This is a genomic window from Caulobacter sp. UC70_42, from assembly GCF_044056025.1.
In the GTDB taxonomy this organism is placed as follows: Bacteria; Pseudomonadota; Alphaproteobacteria; order Caulobacterales; family Caulobacteraceae; genus Caulobacter.
In genome coordinates this window covers 1,445,366-1,460,028 of sequence record NZ_CP171994.1, presented here as the reverse complement: position 1 = coordinate 1,460,028, position 14,663 = coordinate 1,445,366, and the positions used below count along the sequence as shown (strand labels likewise).

The following is a 14,663-nucleotide window of genomic DNA, read 5'->3' as shown; positions in this document are numbered from 1 at the left end:
GGGCCGCAGCGGTGCATGTTCCGCCTTATGGCGCAACGCAAGACGCTTCTGCTGATCGACGACGACGAGGACCTGCGCGGCGCCCTGGCCGAGCAATTGGCCCTGCACGAGGAATTCGCCGTGGCCGAGGCCGCAACGGCCGGCGAGGGCGTGAAGATGTCGCGCGAGGTCAAGCCTGACTTGATCCTGCTGGACGTCGACCTGCCCGACATGGACGGCCGGGAGGCCTGCCGCCTGATGCGCAAGAACGGGGTCACGGCCCCGGTGATCATGCTGACAGCGGCGGCCAGCGACAGCGACACCATCCTGGGCCTGGAGTCCGGGGCCAACGACTATGTCACCAAGCCTTTCCGCTTCGGGGTGCTGCTGGCCCGCATCCGCGCCCAGCTGCGCAGCTACGAAGCGTCGGAAGACGCGCTGTTCCGCATCGGTCCGTACGAGTTCCGCCCCTCGGCCAAGCTTCTGGTCGACGAAAAGCAGAAGAAGGTGCGGTTGACCGAGAAGGAAACCAACATCCTCAAGTACCTCTACCGCGCCGGCTCCAAGCCCGTGTCGCGCGAGGAGCTGCTGACCGAGGTCTGGGGCTATAATGCCGGGGTCACCACTCACACGCTGGAGACCCACGTCTACCGCTTGCGCCAGAAGATCGAGCCGGATCCAGGGGCGGCCAGGATCCTGATCACCGAGATGGGCGGCTACCGCCTGCAGCCGTAAAGAAAAAAGGCCCGGTCAGCGATGACCGGGCCTTCTTGTATTTTCGCGGTGGCGTTCGAGGCTAGGCGTTGCCCATCACGCCGCCGGCTTCGGCCTGGGCCTTGCGCGCGGCGTAGACGCCGGCGAAGTCGATCGGATCGATCAGGAAGGGCGGGAAGCCGCCTTCGGCCGTGACGTCCGAGATCAGGCGACGCGCATACGGGAACAGGAAGCGGGGGCACTCGATCAGAAGCACCGGCTCCAGGTCTTCCTCAGCGACGCCCGCGATGTGGAACAGGCCGCCGTAGACGACTTCGATGTGGAACACGGCCTGCTCTTCGCGCGTGGCGCGGGCCGAGAGCTTCAGGTCGACTTCGAACAGGCCATCCGGGCGACCACGGGCGTTCATTTCGACGCCCATGTCGATGGCGGGCTGGGCCGCGCCGGCGCGCAGGCTGTCGGGCGCCAGCGGGTTTTCGAACGAGAAGTCGCGGACGAATTGGGCCAGGATACGGATGCCCGATTGCGCGGCGGCGTTGTCGTCCGAAGTCGCCTCGGGGGCGGTGGTGTCGGTCATTAGGATAAAATCCGTAATCGGCGTCTAAAACGCCTAAGAAAGGTGGGCGCTGCTACCATGAGGGCCCGTCCGGCGCAACGCTGGGCGCCTGACGAGAGAACGCGTCTCGCCTATATAGAGATGATATCCTGGGCCCAAAGCCCGTTGCCGGACCTTGAAGTGCTCCAGATCCTGTTCCTCGCCGCGGTCGCCGCGGTCGTCCTGTATCAGCTGTACGCCACCCTGGGGCGTCGTACGGGCCGTCAGCCCGAGGACGTCGTCACGGCCCAGCCCGGCGCGGCTCCGCTTCCGGCCGAGACGCATCCGATCCTGCGCACCGAGGGCCTGGAGGCTCTGAGGTCCAAACAACCGGACTTCGATCCAACCAAGTTCCTGGCCGGCGCCCGTTCGGCCTATGAGCAGATCGTCAAGGCCTACGCCGAAGGCGACCGCGAGACGCTGAAGCCGCTGCTGGCCCCGGACGTCATGGCCAATTTCGAGCAGGCCATGGCCGCCCGCGAGACCGCCGGCCGCAGCGAGAAGGTCGAGTTCATGGCCCCGCCGCGCCTGGACCTCGAGCGGATCGACCTGGTCGGCGACCTGGCCAAGGCGGTGGTGCGGATTCTGGCCGAGGTGCGCACCCGCACCAAGGACGAGCGCGGCGAGGGCGTCGACGACCGCCGCACCGCCGAGCTCTGGACCTTCGAGCGCGAGGTCAAGAGCGCCAATCCCAACTGGCGCCTGGCCTTCGTCGCCGCCGCCGAGGCGTAATGACTCGGATTCTGAGCGTCCAGACCGCCTTCGCCCCCCTGGCTCTGGCGGGCCTGCTGCTGAGCGCCTGCGCCAGCACGACGTCCACGCCGCCGGTCTCGACGGGTCCGGCGCCTTCACCGCCGGCGACACCGCCCCCGACGACCTCGCCCGCGACGACGGTGTCGTTCGCCAGTCTGGTCGGCTGGGCCGAGGAGGATCACGTCGCGGCCCTCGACGCCTTCCGCGCCGGCTGCGGCGTCGCCAAGGATCCGGCCATGGCCCGCGTCTGCGGCCTGGCCCGCAACGCCACCGTCCAGGACGAACCCGGCGCGCGCGCGTTTCTGGAAGCCAATTTCCGGGTCGAGCCGGTTCGCCAGAAGGAGGGGAGCGACGAGGGCCTGCTGACCGCCTATTTCGCCCCCCAGTACGAGGCGCGGATGTCGCGCAACGCCGAGTTCACCGTTCCGGTCCGCGGCGTCCCGGCCGACCTGGTCGTGCTGGACCTCGGCGCCTTCGAGCCCAGCTTCGTCGGCAAGAAGATCACCGGCCACGTCGAGGGCCCGACCTTCGCGCCCTATCCGGACCGGGCCGAGATCGAGGCGACCCCCACCGACAAGCCCCTGGCCTGGATGCGACCGGAGGAGCTGTTCTTCCTGCAGATCCAGGGTTCGGGCGTTCTGGTTCTGCCCGATGGTCGCCGCGTCCGCGCGGTGTTCGCCGGGACCAATGGCAGGCCGTTCGTCGGAATCGCCAACGCCATGCGCGACAAGGGCCTGCTGCCCGACAACAACACCTCGGGCGACGCCATCCGCGCCTGGCTGGCCGACCATCGCGGGCCGGAGGCCGACGCGATCATGCGGCTGAACCCGCGCTACGTGTTCTTCAAGACGCTTCCCGATGACGGCAAGGAGCCCGTGGGCTCGGCCGGCGCGCCGTTGCCTCCGGGGCGAGCCATCGCCATCGATCCCAGCCGCCACGCCATGGGCGAGCTCTACTGGCTGGACGCCGCCGCGCCGAAGCTGGCGGGCGCCTTCCCGGCCTATCGCCGCCTGGCCATGACCCTGGACACTGGCGGGGCGATCAAGGGCGATGTCCGCGCCGATCTCTATATGGGCTCGGGCGCCGCCGCCGGCGCCGAGGCCGGTCGCGTACGCCACACCCTACGCCTGTACCGGCTCGTACCGCGCTGACATGGTCAGGAAGCCGCCGCCCGGACCCGAGGACGACAAGCGCCTCTGGAAGCTCGTCGCCTCGACGGTGACGCCGCGCGCGCCCGGAAAGCCCGAGAAGATGCGCTCCAAGGCGCGGATCCGGCCGTTGAAGAGCGACACGGCCATTCCGGTGGAACAGCCCACGCACCTGGCCTCGATCGCGCCGCTGCGCGTCAGTCCCGAGGAGCTCAAGCCGGCGCCGGCCAAGGTCCTGAAGGGGCCCGTCCACCACATCGAACCCAACCGCAAGCGCCGCATCGTCAAGGAGCACGACCCGATCGGCGCCCGCCTGGACATGCATGGCCTCGACCAGGACCGGGCGAGGGCCACGCTGGAGGGCTTCATCCGCCGCGCCTATGACGATGGCCACCGGGCGGTGCTGGTGATCACCGGCAAGGGTCGGGTCGGCCACGGTGTCTTGAAGCAGCGGACGCCGGAGTGGCTGGCGGGTCCGGCCCTGCGCGAGATGATCGCCGGGGTCTCGACCGCCGATCAGCGGCACGGCGGCGATGGGGCGCTGTATGTGGCGCTGAAGCGCAAGGGCTAGCAGCGAGGCTTTCGGGCGCCTTCAGCGCTTCCGCGACGCCTTCTCGGCGATGCCCGAGGTCCCTTCGCGGGCCTCCAGCTTCTCGGCCACGGCGTCCAGCGACACCCCCGACGCCGCCATCAGCGCCAGCCAGTGGTAGAGCAGGTCGGCGCTTTCGGCCGCCAACGCATCCGGACCTTGAGCCACGGCGGCGATCACCGTCTCGACGGCTTCCTCGCCCAGCTTCTTGGCGGCGAGGGCGGGGTCGTTGAGCAACTTGGCGGTGTAGGACACCGACGGATCACCACCCTTGCGGGCCGCGATCGTGGCGGCCAGGCGTTGCAGGACGTCAGTCAGGCGCTGGCTCATGCGGCGCTCCGGTCCAGGCGCACGGGGATGCCGGCGTCGGCCATGGCCTGCTTGGCCTCGCCGATGCTGATCTCGCCGAAGTGGAAGATCGAGGCGGCCAGCACGGCGGCGGCGTGGCCGTCGCGAGCGGCTTCGACCAGGTGTTCGGTCTTGCCCGCACCGCCCGAGGCGATCACCGGCACGTTCACCGCGCTGGTCACGGCCTTCAGCAGCGGGATGTCGTAGCCGATCTTGGCCCCGTCGCGGTCCATCGAGGTGAGCAGGATCTCGCCCGCGCCGCGCTCGACGAGCTTGGCGGCCCAGTCGACCACGTCGAGGCCGGTGTCCTTGCGGCCGCCATAGGTCCAGACGTTCCAGCCCGAGCCGTCCTCGCGCAGCTTGGCGTCGATGGCCACGACCACGCACTGGGCCCCGAAGGCGTCGGCGCCGGCGGCGATCAGGTCGGGATTCTCGACGGCGGCGGTGTTGGTCGAGACCTTGTCGGCGCCGGCCAGCAGCAGGCGGCGCATGTCGGACACCTGGCGCACGCCGCCGCCCACCGAGACGGGCATGAAGCAGACCTCGGCGGTGCGCGAGATGACGTCCAGGATCAGGCCCCGACCTTCGCTGGAGGCGGTGATGTCCAGGAACATCAGCTCGTCGGCGCCGGCGGCGTCATAGGCGCGGGCCTGTTCCACCGGGTCGCCGGCGTCGCGCAGGGCCACGAAATTGACCCCCTTGACCACCCGCCCGTCCTTCACGTCGAGGCAGGGAATGATCCGGGTCTTCAGCATCAGGCGGCCGCCGCGATCAGGGCTTCGGACGGCTTGATCGTGCCGGCGTAGAGCGAGCGGCCCAGGATAGCGCCGGCGATCTCGACGCCCGGGCGGGCCTTGAGGCGCTCGATGTCGGCGACCGCGGCCACGCCACCGGAGGCGATGACGGGAATGGAGACCGCGTCGGCCAGTTCGCCCACGCCCTCGACATTGACGCCGGTCAGGGCGCCGTCGCGGCTGATGTCGGTGATGATCAGGGCGGCGACGCCGACGTCCTCAAAGCGGCGCGACAGGTCAATCGCGGAGAGGTCCGACAGGCCGGTCCAGCCGTCGATGGCGACCTTGCCGTCACGGACGTCGACGGCCACGGCGATCTGTTCGGGCCACAGGCGCGCGGCCTTGCGGACCAGGTCCGGGTCGTGGACGGCCACGGTGCCGAGGATGACGCGGGACACGCCCGCCTCGATCCAGGCCTCGACGCCTTCCAGCGTACGGATGCCGCCGCCCAGCTGCACGGGGATCGAGATCGACTCCAGGATCGACTCGACGGCGGCGGTGTTGACCGACTTGCCCTCGATGGCGCCGTTAAGGTCGACGACATGCAGCCATGAGAAGCCGTCCTTGACGAAGCGCTGCGCCTGGTCGGCGGGCGAAGTGTTGAAGACCGTGGCCTTCTCCATGTCGCCGTGCAGCAGGCGCACGCACTGGCCGTCCTTCAGGTCGATGGCGGGATAGAGGATCATGGGCGCCATTCCAGGAAGTTGGCGAGCAGGGCGAGCCCTGAAGCTTGTGACTTTTCGGGGTGAAACTGTACGCCCGCGACATTGTCCTTGGCCACCGCCGCGACAAACGGGCCGCCGTGGTCGGTGGTGGCGACGACATCGGCCGGGTCGGCCGCGTCCAGGGCGAAGGAGTTGGCGTAGTACATGTGGGCGCCGTCCTCGATCCCCGCGAACAGGGCGTGAGGGCGGACGAAGCTGATGGCGTTCCAGCCCATGTGCGGGATGGTCAGGGCCGGGTCGTTCGGCTCGAGCTTCTTCACCTGGCCGGCGATCCAGTCCAGGCCCGGCGTGACGCCGAATTCCAGGCCTTCGGTCGCCAGCAATTGGTGGCCGACGCAGATGCCCATGAAGGGAACGCCGCGGCCGTGCACGGCGTGGTTCATCGCGTCGTAGACGCCGGTGGCGTCCAGACCCGCGCGACACGAGGCGAAGGCCCCGACGCCGGGCAGGAAGACGCGGTCGGCCTCGGCGACGAGGTCGGGGTCGGCGGTGACGACGATCTCGGCGTCGAGCGCGCGGCGACGGGCCGCCTCACGCAGGGCCTTCTCGGCCGAACGCAGGTTGCCCGACCCGTAGTCGATCAGGGCGACGGTCTGCATGGAGTATCCTTACAGCACGCCCTTGGTGGACGGAGCCTGACCGCCGGTCTTCGGGTCGATCTCGACCGCCTGACGCAGCGCCCGGGCCAGGGCCTTGAAGCCGCTTTCGGCCACATGGTGGGTGTTGTCGCCGTACAGGGTCTCCAGATGGACGCACGCCCCGCAGTTCATGGCGAACGCGTGGTGGAACTCCTTGAAGAGCTCGGTGTCCATCTCGCCGACCTTGGGCCGCTTGAACTCGACCCTCCAGATCAGATACGGCCGGTTGGAGAGATCGATGGCGCAGCGCGTCAGGGTCTCGTCCATCGGGATATAGGCGTGGCCGAAGCGCCGGACGCCCTTGAAGCCGTCCAGCGCCTTGTGGATCGCCTGGCCCAGCACGATGCCGGTGTCCTCGACCGTGTGGTGCATGTCGATGTGCAAGTCGCCCTTGGTCTCGACCTTGAGGTCGAAGCCGCCGTGGCGCGCGAAGCTCTCCAGCATATGGTCGTAGAAACCGATGCCGGTGGAGATCGTTCGAGGCGCCGGTCCCGTCGAGATCGATCCAGACCCGGATCTGGGTCTCCTTCGTCTCGCGGACCACTTCAGCGGTGCGGGCCATTTGCGTCCTTACAGTCCGTTCTTCCGGGCCAGTTCGCGCAGGGACACCTGCGGACGTGGGCCATAATGGTCGATCACCTCGGCGGCGGCCAGGGAGCCCAGCTGACCGCAGACCGGCAGCGGGCGGCCCTGCGAAAGGCCGTAGAGGAAGCCAGCGGCGTATTGGTCGCCCGCGCCGGTCGTGTCCACGACTTTTTCCACCGGATAGGCCGAGATTTCGTGGAGGCTTCCGCCGGAAGCAATCACCGAGCCCTTTTCGCTGCGGGTGACGGCGGCGATCTCGCAGCGCTCGGCCAGGGCCTTCACCGCCGCGTCGAAGTCGGTGGTCTCGAACAGCGAGCAGACTTCGCTCTCGTTGGCGAAGACGATCTCGCACTGGGTCTCGATGAAGCCCATCAGGGCGCCGCGATGGCGATCGACCATGAAGCTGTCGGACAGGGTCATCGAGATCTTGCGGCCGGCGCCGTGGGCCAGGGCGGCGGCCTTGGCGAAGGCGCGGCGGGCTTCCGGCGGATCGAACAGATAGCCTTCCAGATACGAGATCTGGGCGGCCTCGATGATGGCGGGGTCGACGTCGGCCGGGGTCAGCTCGACGCACGCGCCGAGATAGGTCGACATGGTGCGCTGGGCGTCTGGGGTGACGTTGATCAGGCTCTGGGCCGTGGCCGGGCCCTCGGCCAGGGGCGACGTGGTGAAGGCGCAGCCGATGGCCTGCATGTCGTGCCGGAACACGCGGCCCAGCTGATCGTCGGCGACCTTGCCGATGAAGGCGGCCTTGCCGCCGAAGCTGGCCACGCCGGCCAGGGTGTTGGCCGCGCTGCCGCCCGAGGCCTCGATGCCGGAGGCCATGGCGTCATAGAGGCTCGCGGCCCGCGCCGGGTCGATCAGGGCCATCGAGCCCTTGGTCAGGCCTTCCTGGGCGAGGAAGGCGTCGTCGCACTGGGCGATGACGTCGACGATGGCGTTGCCGATGCCGGCGACGTCGTAGAGCGCGGTCATGGAGCGGAACAAACCTTTGAAAGAACAGGGCGGAGAAGCCACAAACACTTGGCGATTAAAGGAAGTGGGGGCTCAAGGCAACGCAAGGCTTGCCGCGCGTGTCGCGACATCTTAGCTGCGAGGCTTCGTTGAACGCGAGTATGCCGATGGCCGACGTCCTCATCCTGGTCCCCGCCCGCGACGAGCGCCGCTACGGCGACAGCTGGGCGCCGCTGCTGGAGCGTCTGGCCGGGCCGCTGCGCCGCCACGGCCTGACCATCGCCGCCCAGCCGTGGACGGATCCGGTCGACAAGGACCAGGCGCGCCTGGTCATGCCGTCCCTCGCCTGGGGCTATCATGCCCGTCAAGCCGAGTGGTTCGCCCAGCTGGACGCCTTCGAGGCGAGCGGCGCGCGCATGGTCAATCCGCCGGCGGTGCTGCGCTGGAACTCGACCAAGACCTATCTGGTCGAGCTCGCCGGGAAGGGCGCGCCGGTGGTGCCGACCCTCGCCCACGACATTCTGACGCTGGAGCATGTCCAGGCCGCCTTCGACGCCTTCGGGGTGGACGAGGTGGTGGTCAAGCCGCAGATCTCGGCCGGTTCGCACGAGACCATCCGGGTCAAGCGCCACGGTTCGCTGGAAGGCGGACCCACGGGGCCGGCCCTGATCCAGCCGTTCCTGCCGGCCGTCGGTGAAGAGGGCGAGCTGTCCCTGTTCTATTTCGACGACGCCTTCAGCCACGCCGTGGCCAAGGTCGCCGAGGGGGGCGACTTCCGGGTCCAGCCGCAGTTCGGCGGCAAGGTCACCGAGATCGCGCCGGAGCCCGAGGCCCTGCGCGCGGCCGAGATGGTGCTGGAGGCGGCTGGCGCGCCGCTGACCTACGCTCGCGTGGATCTGATCCGGGGCCTGGAGCACACGCCGCAACTGATGGAGCTGGAGGCGATCGAGCCGGACCTCTTCCTGGAACATGCGCATGACCACGGCGAGGCCTTCGCCCGGGCGGTGATCAAGGCAATCGGCTAGGCCCCCAGGAACAGCTCCCGCGAAGGGCACAGGTCGCTGATCCTGCAGATCTCGCACTTCGGTTTCCTCGCCACGCAGACATAGCGCCCGTGCAGGATCAGCCAGTGGTGCGCCCGGGTCTGGTGGCGCGGCGGCACGATCCGCATCAGGTCCTGCTCGACCGCGTCGGGCGTCTTGCCGGCCGACAGTTTCAGGCGGTGCGAGACACGGAAGACGTGGGTGTCGACGGCGATGGCCGGCTCGATGTCCAGCTCGTTCAGCACCACGCTGGCGGTCTTGCGGCCCACGCCCGGCAGGGCTTCGAGGTCGGCGCGGTTCAGCGGCACCTGACCACCGTGCTTGTCCATCAGGATGTGGGCGGCGGCGATGACGTTCTTGGCCTTGGTGCGGAACAGGCCGATGGAGGCGATGTACTTGATCAGCCCATCCTCGCCGAGTTCCAGCATCTTCTCGGCGCTGTCGGCGACCTGGAACAGCGGGCCGGTGGCCTTGTTGACCTGGACGTCCGTCGCCTGGGCCGAAAGGGCCACGGCGGTGACCAGCTCATAGGGATTGGCGTAGTTCAGCTCGGTCTTGGGATGCGACTCCAGGCTCTCGAAGCGCTTGAACAGGGTTTCGACCCGCTCGCGTTCGGCGGGGCTGATGCGCTTTCGGGCGGGTTTCTTTTTCTTCGCGAGCACGGGCTTGGCCATGACGCGGACCATGCCGTGATGCGCCTGAAACGCCAAGAAGGACGGCTCGCCAAGCGCCAGGGACGGTTCTAAAATCCCGCCATGGCCCTGCCGATCTACATGGACCGCGTGATCGCGCCACACCGTTCGCTGACGCCGCGGGGCGCCGTGGTGCTGTTGGCGGTGGTCATGGCCTTCAACGTCATGGTGGCGATTTTCCTGCTGGTGGTCGGCGCGCCGCCGGTCCTGCCGTTCCTGGGACTGGACGTCCTGGCCCTGTGGCTGGCGCTGCGGGCCTCGGACCGCGCCGCCCGCCGGGTGGAGCGGGTCCAGGTCACGGCGGAGGCCGTCACCGTCAGCCGCGAGGACGAGAAGGGCGCGCGCACCGTCTGGACCTCGCCGACGGCCTTCACCCGGGTGGGCGTGGACCATCTGGGCGAGCACGAGGCGCGCGTCCGGCTGATGATCTATCGCAAGCGCCTGACCCTGGCCCGGTCCCTGAGCCCCGACGAGCGGGTCAGCTTCGCCCAGGCCCTGCAGGACGCTATCCGCGCCGCCCGCGCCGAGCGGTGGTCATGACCGGCGACGCGGCCGCAAGAACCGGGCGGACGGCGGTAACCGACGCGTCTAGCGTCCCGGGCATGGCATACGACGCATCCCCCCTTTCGACCGACCTTTCGGAGGCCGCCAGCCGGGAGCTGGTCCGTCTGGCCGAGCGCTCGGTCGACTACCACCGCATGGCCAAGGCGCTCGATTGGCTGGCCGAGCGGTGGTCGGACCATCCCTCTCTGGACGAGGCCGCCCAGGCCGTGGGCCTGTCGCCGTTCCACTTCCAGCGCGTCTTCACCCGCTGGGCCGGGGTCAGCCCCAAGAGCTTCGTCTCTGCCATCGCCCACGCCGAGGCCCGGCGCTCGCTGGAGGCCGGCGGCACGGTGCTGGACGCGGCCTTCGACGCGGGGCTGTCGGGCCCTTCGCGGCTGCACGACCTGTTCATCGCCCAGGAGGCCGCGACCCCCGGCGAGGTGCGCCGCCGCGGGGCGGGGATGCGGCTGCGCTGGGGCTGGGCTCCGACGCCGTTCGGCAAGGGCCTGTTCGTGATGGCCGAGCGTGGTCTGGCGGGCCTGGCCTTCTCGGACGGCGACGACGAGGCGACTTTCGCCGACATGCATCGCCGCTTCCCGGCCGCCGACTGGATCCGCGACGACGCGGCCGCCCAGGCCACGGCCATCCACGCCTTCACGGGCGGCGATGGGCCGCTGCCTGTCGTACTGATCGGTTCGCCCTATCACGTGCAGGTCTGGAAGGCCCTGCTGCGGATTCCGGCCGGCGAGACCGCCACCTACGGTCAGGTGGCGTGCTGGGCCGGCAAGCCCAAGGCGTTCCAGGCCACCGGCGGCGCCATCGGGGCCAACCCGATCTCGCTGCTGATCCCCTGTCACCGGGCGATCGGCAAGAGCGGCAAGCTGACCGGCTACCACTGGGGCCTGGCCCGCAAGGCCGCGATCCTTGGAATGGAGGCGGTTTCCGCCGCCTCCTAAACCTAGAGGATGAACCGGCTCAGGTCGGCGTTGGCCGCCAGGGCGCCGATCCGCTCCTGCACATAGGCCGCGTCGACCGCGATGGTCTCTCCGCTACGATCGGCCGCCGAGAAGCTGATTTCCTCGACCACCTTCTCCAGGATCGTCTGCAGCCGGCGGGCGCCGATGTTCTCGACCGAGTTGTTCACGGCCACGGCCGCGTCGGCCAGGGCGTCGATGGCCTCGTCGGTGAAGGTCAGGGTCACGCCCTCGGTCAGCATCAGGGCCTGGTGCTGGCGGATCAGGTTGGCTTCCGGCTCGGTCAGGATGCGGCGCATGTCGTCGCGCGACAGGCCCTTCAGCTCGACGCGGATCGGCAGGCGGCCCTGCAGTTCGGGCAGCAGGTCCGACGGCTTGGCGACATGGAAGGCGCCCGAGGCGATGAACAGGATGTGGTCCGTCTTGACCGGGCCATACTTGGTCGAGACGGTCGTACCCTCGATCAGCGGCAGCAGGTCGCGCTGCACGCCCTCGCGGGAGACGTCGGCGCCAGAGCGCTGCGAGCTGCTGGCGACCTTGTCGATCTCGTCCAGGAAGACGATGCCGTGGTTCTCGGCCAGCTCCAGGGCTTCCTGGGTCAGGGCTTCCTGGTCCAGCAGCTTGTCGCTTTCCTCGGCGATCAACGGGGCCCAGGCGCCGGTGACGGTGGTCTTGTGGGTCTTGGTGCGACCGCCGCCAAACGACTTCATCATTTCCGACAGGTTCAGCACCTGGGCGCCGGGCTGGCCGGGGATCTCGAAGCTGGCGCCGCCGGTGTCGGCCAGCTGCAGCTCGATCTCCTTGTCGTCCAGCTCACCGGCGCGCAGCTTCTTGCGGAAGCTGTCGCGGGCGGCGGTCGAGCCGGGGCCGGTCATGGCGTCGAGGATGCGCTCCTCGGCGGCGGCCTCGGCCTTGGCCTTCACGGCCGCGCGGCGCTTGTCGCGGACCATGGCCAGGGCGCTTTCCACGAGATCGCGGACGATCTGGTCGACGTCGCGGCCAACATAGCCGACCTCGGTGAACTTGGTGGCCTCGACCTTGAGGAACGGCGCCTGGGCCAGCTTGGCCAGGCGGCGGGCGATCTCGGTCTTGCCGACGCCGGTGGGGCCGATCAGCAGGATGTTCTTCGGCGTCACCTCGTCACGCAGATCGGCCGGTACGCGCCGGCGGCGCCAGCGGTTGCGCAAGGCCACCGCGACGGCCTTCTTGGCCTCGGCGTGACCGACGATGTAACGGTCCAGTTCGGAAACGATCTCGCGGGGGGAAAACTCGGTCATCGGTCGTTGATCAGGGTCTCGAAGATCAGGCGCCGACCCGTCGGGCCGCCTTTGCCAGACATGCATATAGTGCGCGGCGACGGCTTTTTGACCCTCCGACCACGCGGCTTCGCCATGGGTCCAGACGAAATCACCAGCCTTGGCGGCGCCGCCGCCCCGCAAGGTCAGGGTCATGGCCGCCGGACGCTGTTCCAAGCGTTCCATGAGCGCCGTTGGAAGCAAGGCGCGGGTTCCGCGCGGACCGATCAAATGGGCGTCGGCCGACAGAACGGCCTTGTAAGCCAGGGGCGCGTTTTTCTCGGCCGATTGGCTCAGCATCGTCTCGGCCGCCCGCACGGCGTCGAAGGCCTTGGCGGCCGAGCCTTCGCCGGCCTTGGACATCGGCCCTTTCCGCGCCGGCGTCGCCTGGACGGGGGCCGAGACCGGGTCGGCGGCGCTGCCGCCGTCATAGATCCAGCGCCATATATTGTCGGCGTCCTTGCGCCAGATGCTGGCGTACCAGCCGCCTGGCTTGCCGTCGAAAAAGGACGGGCCGGTGGAAAGGGCCAGATCCCCGGACTTGGCGGCGACCACCCACGCCGGCCACCATTCCAGCTTCGGGCCCATTGTCACCCGCCCGGCTTTCGTAGAAGGCGCGGGCGTTGGCCGGGGCGGGCGTGAAGATGATGGCGTCGCCGGCCATATGCTTCAGGAACGCGCGCTTCACGCCAAGGGCCAGGCCGTCGGCCGCGAAGGCGCGCTCGGCGGCCTCCACCTGGTCGGCGGGGTTCCTGGACTCGGCCTGAACGGCGCCGGCCAACGCAACGCAAGCGATCAAAAAGGTCTTCAGCATGGCGGGATCCTCCCCGCGCCTAGCCAAGCGCCGGGAGAATTCGCCGCGCATCTCGTTTGCGACGAAAACCCGCTGGGCCTCGCCCTAAAGCGCTTCGACGGTAAGATTGCCGTTGGTGTAGACGCAGATCTCGGCGGCGATGGCCATCGCCTTGCGAGCGATCTCCTCGGCCGAAAGGTCCTGGTCGATCAGCGCCTTGCCGGCCGCCAAAGCGTAGTTGCCGCCCGAACCGATCGCCGCCACGGCGTTGCCGTCGGCGCTCTCGCCCGGCTCCAGCACGTCGCCGACGCCGGTGACGGTGTAGATGGCGGTCTTGTCGGCCACCAGCAGCATGGCTTCCAGCCGGCGCAGATAGCGGTCGGTGCGCCAGTCCTTGGCCAGATCCACGCAGGCGCGGGCCAGCTGGTCGGGATATTGCTCCAGCTTGGCCTCAAGGCGCTCGATCAGGGTGAAGGCGTCGGCCGTGGCCCCGGCGAAGCCGGCCACCACCTTGCCGCCGGCCAGGCGTCGCACCTTGCGGGCGTTGCCCTTGACGACGGTTGGGCCCATGGAGACCTGTCCGTCGCCGGCGATCACCGTCTGTCCGTTCTTGCGCACCGCCAGAATGGTCGTGCCGTGCCAGTCGGGGAAGGAAGTCGAGCTTTGCATGGCTTCGCATGTGGCGAGGCCGGGCCGGAGGGTCAAGCGCCATGAGTTTTTCAGAAGCCGAGGTCGAGCGCTACGCCCGCCATCTGGTGCTTCGCGAAGTCGGCGGTCCGGGCCAGCAGAAGCTGAAGAGCGCGCGCGTGCTGATGGTCGGGGCCGGGGGCCTGGGCGCGCCGGCCGCGCTGTATCTGGCCGCCGCCGGGATTGGAACGATCGGCCTGGTGGATCCCGACGCCGTCTCGCTGTCGAACCTGCAGCGCCAGGTGCTCTACGCCACCGCCGATGTCGGCCGGCCCAAGGTGGAGGCGGCGGTCGAGCGTCTGGCCGCCCTGAACCCGCACACGGTCGTGGAAACTCATCCGGTATGGCTGGACTCCGCCAATGCTGGTGACATCGTCGGCCGGTATGACCTGGTGCTGGACGGCACGGACGATTTCGCTACCCGCTTCGCCGTCAGCGACGCCTGCCTGGCCCACGGCAAGCCGCTGGTCAGCGGAGCCCTGGGGCGCTGGACAGGTCAGGTCGGGGTCTTCCACGGCAGGCCCTGCTACCGCTGCCTGGTGCCGGAAACCCCGCCGGACGCCGAGACCTGCGCCTTGGTCGGCGTGGTCGGCGCGTTGGCGGGGGTGATCGGATCGATGATGGCCCTGGAAGCGATCAAGCTGGTCGTCGGCGCGGGCGAACCCTTGTCGGGCAAGCTGTTGATCTATGACGCGCTCTCGGCTGAGAGCCGCACCGTGAGGATCGGGGCCGATCCTCAATGTCCGTCGTGCGGCGCTTGACGGGCGACGGCGTCCGCCCAAATCCTGGCGCCCGGGGCCAGTCTCCGGGGAGG

At 69.1% G+C, this 14,663-nt stretch carries 17 protein-coding genes and 1 pseudogene; 8 read left to right on the top strand and 10 right to left on the bottom strand.

The window, feature by feature from the left end:
* The first annotated feature begins 27 nt into the window (after positions 1-27).
* On the top strand, positions 28-714 hold the full coding sequence (locus tag ACHMW8_RS07595) for a response regulator transcription factor (protein ID WP_199743582.1): 687 nt from the start codon (positions 28-30) through the stop codon (positions 712-714).
* 61 nt (positions 715-775) lie between these two features.
* Here ACHMW8_RS07595 and secB read toward each other — a convergent pair whose 3' ends face one another.
* The gene (gene secB, locus ACHMW8_RS07590; RefSeq protein WP_125158962.1) at positions 776-1,270 is read right to left on the bottom strand and encodes a protein-export chaperone SecB; all 495 of its coding nucleotides are present in this window, start codon (positions 1,268-1,270) and stop codon (positions 776-778) included.
* Positions 1,271-1,414: 144 nt separating this feature from the next.
* Here secB and timA point away from each other — a divergent pair, with 144 nt between their 5' ends.
* The 3 genes from timA to ACHMW8_RS07575 are packed head-to-tail and all read left to right on the top strand — an operon-like array spanning position 1,415 to position 3,760.
* A complete protein-coding gene (timA, locus tag ACHMW8_RS07585) occupies positions 1,415-2,020 on the top strand; it encodes a TIM44-related membrane protein TimA (RefSeq protein ID WP_148099119.1) in 606 nt (201 codons plus the stop codon).
* Positions 2,020-3,192, top strand: a complete 1,173-nt coding sequence (locus ACHMW8_RS07580) for a murein transglycosylase A (protein WP_395445171.1) — start codon at positions 2,020-2,022, stop codon at positions 3,190-3,192. Before timA ends, ACHMW8_RS07580 begins: the two co-directional genes overlap by 1 nt.
* A 1-nt stretch (position 3,193) precedes the next feature.
* Positions 3,194-3,760, top strand: a complete 567-nt coding sequence (locus ACHMW8_RS07575; RefSeq protein ID WP_395445170.1) for a Smr/MutS family protein — start codon at positions 3,194-3,196, stop codon at positions 3,758-3,760.
* A gap of 21 nt (positions 3,761-3,781) precedes the next feature.
* Here the strand turns inward: ACHMW8_RS07575 and ACHMW8_RS07570 are convergent, their stop codons facing one another.
* The 6 genes and pseudogenes from ACHMW8_RS07570 to ACHMW8_RS07545 all read right to left on the bottom strand — a co-directional run bounded on the left by ACHMW8_RS07570 (position 3,782) and on the right by ACHMW8_RS07545 (position 7,843).
* The gene (locus ACHMW8_RS07570) at positions 3,782-4,108 is read right to left on the bottom strand and encodes a phosphoribosyl-ATP diphosphatase (RefSeq protein ID WP_395445169.1); all 327 of its coding nucleotides are present in this window, start codon (positions 4,106-4,108) and stop codon (positions 3,782-3,784) included.
* The gene (gene hisF, locus ACHMW8_RS07565; protein WP_395445168.1) at positions 4,105-4,881 is read right to left on the bottom strand and encodes an imidazole glycerol phosphate synthase subunit HisF; all 777 of its coding nucleotides are present in this window, start codon (positions 4,879-4,881) and stop codon (positions 4,105-4,107) included. Before hisF ends, ACHMW8_RS07570 begins: the two co-directional genes overlap by 4 nt.
* A complete protein-coding gene (gene hisA / locus ACHMW8_RS07560; RefSeq protein ID WP_199170688.1) occupies positions 4,881-5,615 on the bottom strand; it encodes a 1-(5-phosphoribosyl)-5-[(5-phosphoribosylamino)methylideneamino]imidazole-4-carboxamide isomerase in 735 nt (244 codons plus the stop codon). Before hisA ends, hisF begins: the two co-directional genes overlap by 1 nt.
* Positions 5,603-6,244: an imidazole glycerol phosphate synthase subunit HisH gene (hisH, locus tag ACHMW8_RS07555; protein ID WP_125158968.1), complete on the bottom strand. Its 642-nt coding sequence runs from the start codon at positions 6,242-6,244 to the stop codon at positions 5,603-5,605. Before hisH ends, hisA begins: the two co-directional genes overlap by 13 nt.
* A 9-nt stretch (positions 6,245-6,253) precedes the next feature.
* Positions 6,254-6,845: pseudogene (gene hisB / locus ACHMW8_RS07550) on the bottom strand (imidazoleglycerol-phosphate dehydratase HisB).
* Between the two features lie 8 nt (positions 6,846-6,853).
* The gene (locus tag ACHMW8_RS07545) at positions 6,854-7,843 is read right to left on the bottom strand and encodes an adenosine kinase (protein WP_395445167.1); all 990 of its coding nucleotides are present in this window, start codon (positions 7,841-7,843) and stop codon (positions 6,854-6,856) included.
* Positions 7,844-7,989: 146 nt separating this feature from the next.
* Here ACHMW8_RS07545 and ACHMW8_RS07540 point away from each other — a divergent pair, with 146 nt between their 5' ends.
* A complete protein-coding gene (locus ACHMW8_RS07540) occupies positions 7,990-8,847 on the top strand; it encodes a RimK family alpha-L-glutamate ligase (protein ID WP_395445166.1) in 858 nt (285 codons plus the stop codon).
* Here ACHMW8_RS07540 and nth read toward each other — a convergent pair.
* Entirely contained in the window at positions 8,844-9,551 is a 708-nt protein-coding gene (nth, locus tag ACHMW8_RS07535; protein ID WP_395445922.1) for an endonuclease III, read from the bottom strand. The two genes, ACHMW8_RS07540 and nth, sit on opposite strands and share 4 nt — an antisense overlap.
* Positions 9,552-9,620: 69 nt before the next feature.
* On the opposite strand from nth, the gene ACHMW8_RS07530 reads away from it, so the two are divergent.
* Together ACHMW8_RS07530 and ACHMW8_RS07525 are read left to right on the top strand one after the other, a co-directional pair.
* Positions 9,621-10,097, top strand: a complete 477-nt coding sequence (locus ACHMW8_RS07530; RefSeq protein WP_125158972.1) for a DUF2244 domain-containing protein — start codon at positions 9,621-9,623, stop codon at positions 10,095-10,097.
* A gap of 62 nt (positions 10,098-10,159) precedes the next feature.
* Positions 10,160-11,056, top strand: a complete 897-nt coding sequence (locus tag ACHMW8_RS07525) for a methylated-DNA--[protein]-cysteine S-methyltransferase (RefSeq protein WP_395445165.1) — start codon at positions 10,160-10,162, stop codon at positions 11,054-11,056.
* 2 nt (positions 11,057-11,058) lie between these two features.
* On the opposite strand, the gene hslU is transcribed toward ACHMW8_RS07525, so the two are convergent.
* Together hslU and hslV are read right to left on the bottom strand one after the other, a co-directional pair.
* Positions 11,059-12,351, bottom strand: a complete 1,293-nt coding sequence (gene hslU / locus ACHMW8_RS07520; protein ID WP_125158974.1) for an ATP-dependent protease ATPase subunit HslU — start codon at positions 12,349-12,351, stop codon at positions 11,059-11,061.
* 916 nt (positions 12,352-13,267) lie between these two features.
* Entirely contained in the window at positions 13,268-13,867 is a 600-nt protein-coding gene (gene hslV / locus ACHMW8_RS07515) for an ATP-dependent protease subunit HslV (RefSeq protein WP_395445164.1), read from the bottom strand.
* A gap of 5 nt (positions 13,868-13,872) precedes the next feature.
* On the opposite strand from hslV, the gene ACHMW8_RS07510 reads away from it, so the two are divergent.
* Entirely contained in the window at positions 13,873-14,610 is a 738-nt protein-coding gene (locus ACHMW8_RS07510; protein ID WP_199743572.1) for a molybdopterin-synthase adenylyltransferase MoeB, read from the top strand.
* Positions 14,611-14,663 lie beyond the last annotated feature (53 nt).